Source organism: Nostocoides vanveenii (genome assembly GCF_039531165.1).
In the GTDB taxonomy this organism is placed as follows: domain Bacteria; phylum Actinomycetota; class Actinomycetes; order Actinomycetales; family Dermatophilaceae; genus Nostocoides_A; species Nostocoides_A vanveenii.
Genome location: NZ_BAAAPN010000107.1, coordinates 32383 through 44460 on the forward strand (window position 1 = coordinate 32383; position 12078 = coordinate 44460).

Genomic DNA, 12078 nt, shown 5'->3' on the forward strand with positions numbered 1-12078 from the left:
GCTCTCCGGCGACGAAGCGAGCCTGAGGCTCGGGCCCGGCGTGTCGGCGGGTGTCCCGGCCTGTGCGCTGCTCGCGACTCGTCGCGGGGTCTGTCGGTGAGGGCTCGTAGGGTGGCGAGCATGTTCCTCATGCCGGGCGAATCCCGGGCCATCATCAGCGCGAGCGACCTACGCCAGGCCGCGTCGTGCGAGTGGGGGCTGCTCGTGGGTTTCGACGCGGTGCTCGGCCGCCGGCAAGCGCAGGAGGTCGAAACGGACGCCCTCTTCGAACGGACCCTGGCCCTCGGGATGGCGCACGAGCAGCAGGTGTTGCGCGAGCTGAGCCGCGAGCGGCGCGTCGTCCAGATCGCGCGGCCACGGCTGACCCGGCCCGGTTTGGCGGCTGCTGCCGCCGACACCGTCGAGGCGCTCGAGGGCGAGGCCGACGTGGTCTATCAGGCGGCCTTCGCCGGCGAGCGCTTCGTGGGGTTTGCCGACTTCCTGGTGCGCGGCGACGACGGGCGTTGGCAGGTCTGGGACACCAAGCTCGCGCGAGCGGCCAGCGTCGCGGCACTGCTGCAGCTCGCGGCATACGGCGATCAGTTATGGGCCATGGGCGTCCCCGTCGCCGACGACGTGGTCCTTGCACTCGGGTCGGGTGAGCGTGAGCGCTACCCGCTGTCGGTGATCGCGCCGGTCTATGCCGGGCGGCGGGAGCGCGTGCTGATGCTCCTCGACACCCACCAGGACAGCGGCGAGCCGGCGCAGTGGGGCGAGCCCGGGGTGCACGCCTGCGGCCGTTGCCCGGCCTGCACCGCCGAGCTGCGGGCGACCAATGACGTGCTGCTCGTCGCGGGGGTCTATCCGAGCCAGCGCAAAAAGCTCCTCGCGGCCGGCGTGACCACGATGGCCGACCTCGCCGCGCGTGACGAGCCCGTCCCGGACCTGCCCGACGGCCGCCTCGCCCGCATCCGCGCGCAGGCCCGGTTGCAACTGGCCCAGGAAGCCACCGGCGAGGTCCGCGCCGAGCTGATCGACCCGGCTGCCCTCGCCGCGATCCCGCCACCGAGCCCGGGTGACATCTTCTTCGACTTCGAGGGCGACCCGATGTGGACCGAGCCCGGCTCGGGGCGTTGGGGGCTCGAATACCTCTTCGGCATCGTCGAGACACCCGCCTCCCCCGGCCTCGCGCCGCCCTTTCGCGCGTTCTGGGCGCATGACCGCGCGCAGGAGCGCCAGGCGCTCATCGACTTCTTGGCGTATGTCGCGGCGCGCCGCGCGGAGTACCCCAACCTGCACATCTACCACTACGCCGACTACGAGCGCTCCCGTCTGCTGACCCTCGCGGCGCGCTATGGCACGGGCGAGGCCGAGGTCGATCAGCTGCTCCGGGACGGCGTGCTCGTCGATCTGTATGCCGTCGTCCGCGCGGGTGTGCGCGTCTCGCAGGACTCCTACTCGATCAAGAAGCTCGAGCCGCTCTATATGGGCGATGACCTGCGCGTCGGATCGGTCGCCACCGGCGGGGAATCGGTCGTTGCCTATCACGAGTTCGTGCAGGCCGGGATCGAGGGTCGGCACGACGAGGCGGCGCAGCGGCTGGAGGCGATCCGGGCCTACAACGAGTACGACTGCCTCTCCACGCTCCGGTTGCGGGACTGGCTGCTCGGCCAGGCGGAAGCGGAGGGAGTCTTGCCGTCGATCGGGTCGACACCCGAGCCCCCGGCACCCTCCTCCGAGGCCGTGCCCAAGCCCTCGCGGTGGGAGCGGGCAGAGGCCCTCGAAGCCCGCCTGCGAGCGCTGACCGACACCATCAGCGACATCGAGCGAACCGACGACGAGCAGGCCCTCGCCCTGATCGCCGCGGCCGTCCAGTTCAACCGGCGCGAAGAGAAGCCGCACTGGTGGCGCCACTTCGACCGGCTGCGTCACCCGGTCGACGAGTGGGCCGGGCAGGCCGAAGTCCTGCACATCACCGCGGCGGAGGTCGTCAACGGCTGGGAGGTGCCGGCTGGCCGGCGCACCTTCGCCCGGACCCTGCGCCTGACCGGCCATCCCGGGCGCGGCAGCCGCCCGATCCGGCCCGGAGCCGGCTTCGGTGTCCTCTACGACGTGCCCCCGCCGCAGCCCCTGGCCGGGGCCGCAGCCCCCGGTGCCCGCGTGGTCGAGACCAAGGTGACGATCGCCGAGGTGAGCGAGGACACCGACGGCCTGATCACGCTGGTCGCAATTGAGGGACTGCCGCAAAAATACTCCCCCTTCGACGACCTCCCCCTCGCCCTGACGCCCGAAGCGCCGCCCGGCACCTCGAATCTCGACGCGGCCATCGCCGACATTGCCGAATCGGTGGCCGACACCTGGCCACACCTGCCGCCCGGCCCGGCCCTGGACATCCTGCGGCGCCGGCCACCCCGCCTGTCCGCAGCGAGCAGTGCGCCCGGACCGGACGACCGATCCGCGACTGCCGGCTTGCCCGCCGCCGGACCGGGCGACCGGTCCGCGACTGGTGGCCCGCCCGCAACCGAAGTGGGCACCCTGCCCGCCCCCGACGGCACGCCATATCAGTTCGTGCGCGCCATTCGCACCGCCATCGAGCGGGTCGACAACTCCTATCTCGCCGTCCAGGGCCCGCCCGGGACGGGCAAGACCTACGTCGCTGCGCACGTCATCGCCGACCTGGTCAGCACCCGGCAGTGGGCCATCGGCGTGGTCGCCCAGTCCCACGCGGCCGTTGAGAACGTCCTCGATGCGCTGGTCAAGGCCGGCCTCGACCCCGACCTGATCGGCAAGTTCGCCCCCGACCGGCCGGCCAGCGCTTGGCACCGCTTCGAGCGCCGCGACGCGGACACGGTCGCCTTCGCTGCCGACCGCGCCGAGAGCGGCTACGTCATCGGCGGCACGGCCTACGACTTCACCAACCCCAAACGCTTCGCGCGCGGCCAACTCGACCTCCTCGTCGTCGACGAGGCTGGGCAGTACTCTCTCGCCAACACCCTCGCTTGCTCAGTCGTCGCCGATCGCCTCCTGCTGCTGGGAGACCCGCAACAACTCGCCGAAGTCAGCCAGGGCATTCACCCCGAGCCGATCGACACCTCCGCACTCGGCTGGCTGATGGCCGGCCAGGAGACCATCGACCCGCGCTTCGGCTACTTCCTCTCGACCACGTGGCGCATGCATCCGGCGCTCGCCGAGCGCGTCTCCCACTTGTCGTATGCCGGATCGCTCACCGCCGAGCCGTCCGTCACCACCGCGCGACGTCTGGCCGGGCTCGCCCCGGGCGTGCACGTCGAACACGTAGAGCATGACGGCAACACTGTGGACTCCCCCGAGGAAGCGGGCGCGATCGCGCGCTCGATCCACGACCTGATCGGGCGCGAGTGGCTCGACCCGGACGAGGCTGAGGCGCCGAGGCCGTTGCGGCAGAGCGACATCCGAGTGGTCACCCCCTACAACGCCCAGGTGCACCGGCTGCGTGCTGTGCTCGACGCGGCCGGGCTGACCCAGGTGGCCGCCGGGACCGTCGACAAGTTCCAGGGCCAGGAGGGCGCTGTGGTCTATGTGTCGATGGCCGCCTCCGCGCGCACCGATGTCAGCCGAGGCATGGGCTTCTTGCTGCAGCGCAACCGGCTCAATGTCGCGCTCTCGCGAGCGAAGTGGGCGGCCATCGTCGTGTGCTCCCCGGAGCTGACCGACTTCACGCCTGCGAGCCCGCGCGAGTTGCTCCTGCTTGGCGCCTTCCTGCAACTGACCGCGCAAGCGCCCAGTGCGGGCGAGCTTCTGACCGAGCCCAAAATCCGCCAGCCCACACTGTTCTAGCCGACGATCCCGGCGGAATCCACCCGTTGCTTCGCCGGGCGAGCCAGCGGCACTCGCCCTATGGTGACAAGGCGGGCGCCGTCGCTGCGGTGCCCCTGACCAGGGAGAGGGAGCTTGCTCATGACCACCACCCGCACGCGAATGTATGCCAGCGCCGCTGCCGCTGCGACGACGCTCAGCCTCCTCGCGGCCGCCCCGAGTGCCACGGCCGCGAACCGGAGCCAGCCCGCCCCGAACGTGCGCAGTGCATCCCCGAGCGCCTCCGCCAAGGCACCCGCGTCGACCAACGGTTTCTGCGCGTTCACCAAGATGACCGACCAGACCTACTCCACGTGGGTCGGCTTTCCTGAGGACCCGACCCGGCCCCGCACCTTCGGCGCCGACCTGGTCACCATCGGCACCAATCAGGGCGCCATCCCGATCCTGCTCGACCGCCGCGTCGCCCCGTGCGCGGTCGAGAGCTTCGAGTTCTTACTCACGCAACGCTACTTCGACAAGACCAGGTGCCACCGGCTCACGGCTTATCACACACCGCCATACGCCCTCTCGGTCCTGCAGTGCGGCGACCCGCTCGGCACCGGATGGGGCGACCCCGGCTACTGGTTCAAGGACGAGTTCAAGGGTGTCAACGCGCTGCCGAACTGGCCGGGCTTTCCCGACGGCAGCCGCAAGAACTACGTCCGCGGCACGCTCGCGATGGCCAATGCCGGCCCAGACACCAATGGCAGCCAGTTCTTCCTCGTGTATGAGGATTCCCGCCTCCGCCCCGACTACACCGTCTTCGGCCGGGTCACCGCCCCCGGCCTGACGGTCCTCGACAAGATCGCTGCCGCCGGTGTCGACCCGTCGTCGGAGTACTACCCCGAGGACGGCGCGCCCGCCAACCCGGTGCGCATCATGACCGTGCGGCGCGGCGGCCTCTAGGCGCCCCAGCCTTGCACCCCTGTCCGCCACCTACCCCGCGGCCATACCCTGGTCGGTATGCGCGACCCGGACGTCCTGCTCGCCCGCATCCGTGATGCCGTCATCGGTGACGACCAGGTCATGGACGGCCCCTACGGCCCGCGCCGAGTGACGTATGCCGATTACACGGCCTCCGGACGCAGCCTCGCCTTCGTCGAGGACTTCATCCGCGAGGAAGTCCTGCCGCGCTATGCCAACACCCACACCGAGGCGAGCGGCACCGGCCTGCAGACCACCCGGCTGCGCGAGGATGCGCGCGCGATCATCAAGAATGCCGTCCACGGCGACGACGATACGGTGGTGATCTTCGCCGGCTCGGGCACCACCGGCGCCATCGACAAGCTCATCGGCATCCTCGGCCTGCGCATCCCGAGCACCTTGGCGGACCGCTACCACCTGCGCGAGCAGATCCCGGCCGCGGACCGACCGGTCGTCTTAATCGGCCCTTCGAGCACCACTCGAACGAGTTGCCCTGGCGCGAGTCGATCGCCGACCTCGTCACCATCCGGGAGGACGCCGACGGACACATCGATCAAGCCCAGTTGCGCGCCGAGCTAGAGCGCTATGCCGATCGCCCGCTGAAGATCGGATCCTTCTGCGCCGCAAGCAAGGTCACCGGAATCGTCAGCGACACCTACGGCATCGCCGCCCTCTTGCACGAGCACGGCGCTCTCTCGTTCTGGGACTTCGCCGCCTGCGCACCCTATGGGTCGATCGAGATGACGGCGCCCGCCGGGGGCGACCCGGCGGCCTACAAGGATGGGGTCTTCATCTCGCCGCACAAGTTCATCGGCGGACCGGGCACCCCCGGCGTGCTCGCCGCCCGGCGCCAGCTGCTCACCAACCGGGTGCCGGCCACACCGGGCGGCGGCACGGTCATGTACGTCAATCCGGCCGAGCACCGCTATCTCACCGACCCGACACACCGCGAGGAGGGCGGCACGCCGGTGATCGTCGAGAGCATTAGGGCCGGCCTGGTCTTCCAACTCAAGGAGGCCGTCGGCATCGACGTCATCCGCCGCCGCGAGGCCACCTTGCTGCGCCGCGCCGTCGAGGCCTGGCAGGCCGAGCCCGCCATCACCATCCTCGGCAATCTCGGCGCCGGCCGGCTCTCGATCGTCTCCTTCGTCGTACGCGGCCCGAGCGGAAAGTACCTCCACCACAACTTCGTCGTCGCGCTGCTCAACGACCTCTTCGGCATCCAGACCCGGGGCGGCTGCTCGTGCGCCGGACCCTACGGCCACCGCCTGCTCGACATCGATCTCGAGCGCAGTCATCTCTTCGAGGAGCAGATCGCCACCGGTTGCGAGGGCATCAAGCCCGGGTGGGTGCGCGTGAACTTCAACTACTTCATCGACGAGCGCGTCCTCGACTATGTCATCGAGGCGGTGCGCCTGGTAGCCAGAGACGGCTGGAAACTGTTGGGGGACTATACCTTTGACGCTGCAAACGGCCTGTGGCGTCACAAGCGCGGGCCGGCAGGCGGCCGCGCCGCCCCAACGCACCGCGCGCTCGCCGGCAACGACTGGGATGTCGAGGCGATTCTGCGCCGGGATCTCCGGCTCGGGGCAGATTGGCGAGAAGCAACAGCCGGGCAAGACCGCCCGGTTGAAGTCGATGACGATCTCCCCCTCCTCGGGTTGCCGTAGGAAAAGGTGCCGGCCGCACCGTGGCCCGGCGGGATCGGCGAAGGTGAAGACGACGATGTCGCCGCACGTCCGGCCAAGCAGGGTGTGGGTCTGCGGGCCGATCCGGACCGTCACGGTGCCGCCGAGGTCGCGCGCCCCGGCGGGCGGACCGGCGGCACGGGCGAATTCGCGCACCTCAGGCAACATCCGGCCGCGCGGCTGCGGCCCGGCGTGCTTGGTGAAGTTTGCCGGCAGGACCCAGTCCGGGTCGAAGTCGTAGGCCCCCAGGGCCCTCGAAGCCGGCGCGGCGCTGCCTCGTCGTAGAGGCGCAGCTCATAGTCCTCACCGCCGACCAGCCAGGCCTCAGCCGAGCGCGCCGCCCGCGTGAGCAGAGGGCCGCCGCTGCACGTCGCTCGCCCCAGGAAGGCCTCATGCTCCAGCGGCACTCCGTCGATCGCGACCTCGCACGGTACACCGGGACGAACCCGAAGTCCGGTCTGCCCCGGCACCCGGAAGACCGAGACCATGATTCTTCGACGGCGGTCGATGCGTCGAGCCAATTGACGGGCTGGCGACGAACCAGCGCCAGCTCACCGTGGCGACCGGTCACCGCCGCCGCTCGATCGGCGCGCCACCGGGCGTGCGCTCAGCTCCGACGTCTCCATCAGCGAGCCGCCATCCCGATAAGTTGACCAACGGTAACCAGGATCTTACGGGCCCGGCCACGGTTCCGGAAGACCCGAGAGGGTGTCGCGGGCGCCGGTTGACCGGAGCCGAAAACCGGGGCACCTGGGCGGCCAAGGGCCGCTGTGGCCGCCCACCGCCTGTGACACCCTGGCCGTATGCCGCCCGCCCCGCCGCCTGCCGCATCTCACCGCTCGCAGGTCCCTCCGTTCACGGTGATGACCGTGCTGGCCGCCGTCGCCCACGCCCGGGCCCAGGGCCGCGAGGTCATCAGCTTGTGCGCGGGCGAGCCCGGGCAGGGCGCCCCGAGCGCGGTCCGGGCGGCTGCCGCCCAACTGATGCACGCTGGCATACCGCTGGGCTATTCGGAGACGCTCGGAGTGCGCGCGCTGCGCGAGGGGATCGCCGGCCACTACGCCCGGTGGTACGGCCTGGACATCGACCCGCAGCGGATCTGCGTGACGACCGGGAGCTCCGGTGCCTTCGTCCTCGCCTTCTTATCCGCCTTCGACCACGGGGACCGGGTGGCCCTCGCGCGGCCCGGGTATCCGGCCTACAAGAACATCTTGACCGCACTCGGCGCGGAGGTCGTCGAACTCGACTGCGGCGCCGACGTCCGCTTCCAGCCCACGGTCGAGTTGCTGGCTGCGGCCCATGCTCAGGCGCCGCTACGCGGGCTGGTAGTCGCGAGCCCGGCGAATCCCACCGGGACGATGATCAGCCCCGACGAACTCGGCGCCCTGGTGCGCTGGTGCGATGAGCACGGCGTGCGGGTTGTCAGCGACGAGATCTATCACGGCGTCACCTATACGGGCACGGTCGGGACGTGCGCCTGGGAATTCGGTCGCCGCGCTCTGGTGGTCTCCTCCTTCTCCAAGTATTGGGGCATGACCGGTTGGCGGCTGGGCTGGTTGCTGCTGCCCGACGACCTGGCCGGCCCGGTCGACGCCCTCGCGGGGAATCTGGCGCTGTGCGCGCCGGTGCCCGCGCAACACGCGGCCGTTGCCGCATTCACCGAGGCGGCCGACACGGAGTGCCAGGTTGCGGTCGAGGGCTTTGCCGCGGCGCGCCGGCTTGTCCTCGAGGCGCTCCCGGCGCTGGGGTGGACCGATGTCGCTCCTGCCGACGGCGCCTTCTATGTCTACGCCGGGATCGCGAATCTCCTTGGGCCGTATGCCGATTCGGTCAAGTGGTGCCAAGCGCTGCTGGACCAGGAGGACGTCGCGATCACCCCGGGCATCGACTTCGACGGCGTCTACGGCAGCACGCACGTCCGCCTGTCGCTCGCTCCCGGACCGGACGCGGTCGCCGAGGCCATCCGCCGGATTCTGCGTTTTCAGTCGCGGATTGTGTCAGCCTAAGGCGCGTGGACAGGGGGCCGGACCGTTGGCAGCGGCACGACTGGTGGGGCGTGGTGCTCGACACCGACGACGTCGCCAGGCTTACCCACTTCTATGCGGCGCTGCGTGGCTGGACCATTCATCACCTCGACGAGGACGACGGCGCCCTCGACGCCGGTGAGGGCGTTGCCTATCTGAGCGTCCAGCGCAATCCGGACTATGTCCGCCCCACCTGGCCGGGGGTGCCCGGCGCTCAGCAGTTGATGCTGCACCTGGACTTCGAGGTCACCGACCTCGCAGCCGAGACCGAGCGCGCGGTCGGGCTCGGTGCGAGTTTGCCCGAGCACCAGCCGCAGGAGAACGTCCGGGTGCTTCTCGACCCGGCCGGCCACCCCTTCTGCCTCTACACCGGCTGACGCCCTGGCGCCGGCTCACCGCCGCCCGACTTCTGTCGGGGTCAGGGCTTGACGAAGGGGAAGGTCAGCACGCCGCGGATGCTGGTGCCCGAGAGCAGCATGGCGAGCCGGTCGACGCCCATGCCCATCCCGCCACACGGCGGCATACCGAGTTCGAGGGCACCGAGGAAGGCCTCGTCGACCTCCATCGCCTCGGGGTCGCCGTGGGCGGCGCGCAGGGACTGGGCGGTCAGGCGCCGTCGCTGCTCGACCGGGTCGGTGAGCTCGGAGTAGGCGGTCGCCAACTCCATGCCGGCGACGACCAGGTCCCAACGTTCCACCAACCCGCGGATCGACCGGTGGGGCCGAGTCAGCGGCGACGTCTCGGCCGGGAAGTCGACATAGAAGGTCGGCGCGATCGTCACCGGCTCCACCAGTTCGCCATAGAGCGCCTCAATGATCCCGCCCGGACCCATTCCCGGCCGGATCACGATCCCCAGCCGTTTGGCGTGGGCGAGTAATGCATCGGTGTCGGTATCGAGCGAAACCTGCTCTCCCAGAGCAGTACTCACCGCATCCAGGACCGACACGACGGCCCAGTCACCAGCGAGGTCGAGCGGTCCGTCCTTGGCGTTCGGAATCGTCAGCCCCCCGTGCACCGCGCGCGCCGCGTCACAGACCAAAGCCTGCGTCAGCACCCGCATGTCGGTGTAGTCCGCCATCGGCTGGTAGGCCTCCAGCGAGGTGAACTCTGGATTGTGTGTCGCATCCGCACCCTCATTGCGGAAGTTGCGACCGAGTTCGTAAACGGGGCCGAACCCGCCGACGACGAGCCGCTTGAGATAGAGCTCCGGCGCGATCCGCAACGACAGGTCCGCGTGATAAACGTTGATGTGCGTGCGGAAGGGCCGGGCGCTCGCGCCACCGTGCACCGCCTGCAGGATCGGCGTCTCGACCTCGGTGAACCCGGTGGCGTCGAGCCGGGCACGCAGCGCCCGCACGACCGCGGTGCGGTCCCTTAGCGCGCGCGTCGCTTCGGGGTTGACGATCATATCCAGCGACCGCTGGCGGACCCGGGCCTGCGGGTCGGTGAAACCGCCAAATGGTATGGCGTGCAAGGACTTTGCCAGCATCGTCCAGTCCTGCACGTGCACAGCTGCGCTCCCGTTTCGCGACCGTCCGGCGGCCCCCAAGACACTGATCAGATCGCCCGTGTCAACGAGCCGGGCGAAGTCGCGGGCAGCGCACACCGAGGCGTCCAGCAGCAGCTGGGTGCGCTGCCCGTCGACCTCGATATCGGCGAAGACCACCCCGCCGTGGTCGCGGACCGCGCGCACTCGCCCGCGCCACTGCGGTGCTGCTGCGCCCTGCGCCAGGCCCGGACCGACGGGGTAGGGATCGCGGCCGGCCGCCCGCAACAGGTCCAGTTTCGCTACGCGCGCGACTGTTTGGTCACCGCGCCGCACCGAGGGTGCGGCCTCGACCTCGTCCTCGATCGCGAGCGCCTCGGCCACCACGGCCGGCTCGAGCCGGGTCTCGGGCAACCCCGTCCCGAGGAATCGTGGCCGCCAGTTCAGGAACCCTTCGGCATTGGCCGCGGCGATCGCGACCGGCACGATGGCCACCGCCCCGTCGTAGCAGGCGAAGCGGGGCACCCATTCCGGGTCATATTTCTGGTTGCTGCGATAGAGCCGCTCGAACTGCCAGAAGCGGTCGAGGAAGCCCAGGACGGAATAGTTCAGCCGATTGACCGGCCGCACGCCCAGTGCCTCGTTGTCGGCATACACGGTCCGGAACATGCAGAAGTTCAACGACAGACGACGCACCCCGAGCTCAGCCGCGTGCTCCATCACGTGGGCGACCATGGCCTCGGTGATCCCATTGGGAGCCTCCGGGCTGCGGCGCATAACGTCGAGCGAGACACCCGATCGCCCCCACGGCACCAACGTCAGCAACCCGACCAGCGCGCCTGCCTGATCCCGCGCGGTGACGATGAGGGTGGCCCCGTCGGCCTCGTCGGCGGCGCGGTTGAGAGCCATCGAGAAGCCGCGCTCCGGCTCGTCGCCGATCCAGTCCACCGCCTTAGCGGAGGTCTCGGCCAGTTCGTCGGCGCTCAACTCGCGCTGCCGTCCGGCGGTCACGACGACACCCGCGCGCCGGCAGCGTTCGGCCGCATGGCGCACCGGGGTCATCGCGCTCGATCGCAGGTCGAAGCGGTCGGGGTCGAGCACCGCCTCGTCGCCGAGCGCGATCGCGTGCAGGCCCGCGCCGGCATACGCCTTGGCACCGTCGGCGCTCGCGCCGAGCACGGCCGGCACCCAGCCGTAGGCCCGGGCCTCCGTCATCCACGCGGCGATCGCGGCAGGCCAGCTTGCCGGGCGTCCGATGGGATCGGCCGAGGCGAGCGAGACGCCGGCGATGACGCGATAGGTGACGGCCGCGGATCCGTCCGCCGAGAAGATCGAGGACTTGTCGCGGCGCGTCGCGAAATACCCGAGGGAGTCGGCCTCGCCATAGCGCCGCAGCAGCCGTCGAATCGTCAGTTCCCGATCGGGTGCCCACGAGTTGACCGGCCGCACCGAGCGGAGGAAGACGATGACGGCGGCGATCAGGCTGAGGCTGTAGAGCAGCGACAGGCCGTGCACGATCCAGGGCAAGACCCCGGTCAGACCGTGCTCGGTGAAGTAGTCGACATCGCCGGCGGCCTCATGCACCGCGGCATACGTCCGTCGACCCAGGTCGGCGGATCCGACCTGGCTCCAGATCGCCAAGGTCGCCAAGCCGGTGGACAGGAGTAGGCCGGCGACGAGCGTCGTGATCGCGGCCTTGAGCGAGCCGGGGACCAGGCGCGCGGGGAAGGCCGAGCGCAGCCGCCACAGCCACACGAGCACCAAGGGTGCGACGATCACCGCGACGATGTCGGCGGGACGGCCGACGGGATAGGAGCGGCGCCACGGCGCCAATCGAGTGCTCCCGAGGACGAGTGCGACGAAGGAGTAGTACGCCCCGAGAACTTGCAAGGTGCCGACCAGCCACAAGGCGATGCGCTTGCGCGAGAGCAGCGCGCGGGTGAGCAGGGCCAGGATGACCAGCGAGAAGAGCGACCTCGTCACCGGGACATTGATCGCCCCGAAGAACTGTTCCCACCACGAGCGCTGGGCGCCCCGCAGCCGGCCGGTGATCACCAGGGCGAGCGTGACGACCAGGGCGAGCGCGTGCACTCCGGCGAGGACCCGAGCACCGCGTTCGCCTAGCCAGCGACCTCCAGCCATG

7 protein-coding genes and 1 pseudogene are annotated in these 12078 nt (G+C 70.3%); 6 read left to right on the forward strand and 2 right to left on the reverse strand.

Translation table 11 applies throughout. The features are described 5' to 3' along the window. Positions 1-120 precede the first annotated feature (120 nt). The 4 genes from ABD209_RS19255 (at position 121) to ABD209_RS19270 (ending at position 6407) form a co-directional block, all read left to right on the forward strand. Positions 121-3795, forward strand: a complete 3675-nt coding sequence (locus tag ABD209_RS19255; RefSeq protein ID WP_344069571.1) for a TM0106 family RecB-like putative nuclease — start codon at positions 121-123, stop codon at positions 3793-3795. Positions 3796-3915: 120 nt separating this feature from the next. Continuing rightward, positions 3916-4719, forward strand: coding sequence for a peptidylprolyl isomerase (locus ABD209_RS19260; RefSeq protein ID WP_344069574.1), 804 nt, complete (start codon positions 3916-3918; stop codon positions 4717-4719). Between the two features lie 57 nt (positions 4720-4776). Next, the gene (locus tag ABD209_RS19265; RefSeq protein ID WP_344069577.1) at positions 4777-5316 is read left to right on the forward strand and encodes an aminotransferase class V-fold PLP-dependent enzyme; all 540 of its coding nucleotides are present in this window, start codon (positions 4777-4779) and stop codon (positions 5314-5316) included. Then, entirely contained in the window at positions 5226-6407 is a 1182-nt protein-coding gene (locus ABD209_RS19270; protein ID WP_344069580.1) for an aminotransferase class V-fold PLP-dependent enzyme, read from the forward strand. The genes ABD209_RS19265 and ABD209_RS19270 overlap by 91 nt, the downstream gene beginning before the upstream one ends. On the opposite strand, the pseudogene ABD209_RS19955 reads toward ABD209_RS19270, so the two are convergent. Next, positions 6327-6674 (reverse strand): annotated as a pseudogene (locus tag ABD209_RS19955) (DUF1684 domain-containing protein); the annotation flags it as partial. The gene ABD209_RS19270 and the pseudogene ABD209_RS19955 sit on opposite strands and share 81 nt — an antisense overlap. A gap of 554 nt (positions 6675-7228) precedes the next feature. Here ABD209_RS19955 and ABD209_RS19275 point away from each other — a divergent pair. Beyond that, complete coding sequence (locus ABD209_RS19275) at positions 7229-8431, forward strand: pyridoxal phosphate-dependent aminotransferase (protein WP_344069583.1); 1203 nt, start codon at positions 7229-7231, stop codon at positions 8429-8431. Positions 8432-8436: 5 nt separating this feature from the next. Then, positions 8437-8826 (forward strand): VOC family protein, encoded by a 390-nt coding sequence (locus tag ABD209_RS19280; protein WP_344069586.1) that lies wholly within the window; start codon positions 8437-8439, stop codon positions 8824-8826. A 41-nt stretch (positions 8827-8867) separates the two neighbouring features. Here ABD209_RS19280 and lysX read toward each other — a convergent pair whose 3' ends face one another. Beyond that, on the reverse strand, positions 8868-12077 hold the full coding sequence (lysX, locus tag ABD209_RS19285; RefSeq protein WP_344069589.1) for a bifunctional lysylphosphatidylglycerol synthetase/lysine--tRNA ligase LysX: 3210 nt from the start codon (positions 12075-12077) through the stop codon (positions 8868-8870). Between the last annotated feature and the right edge of the window lies 1 nt (position 12078).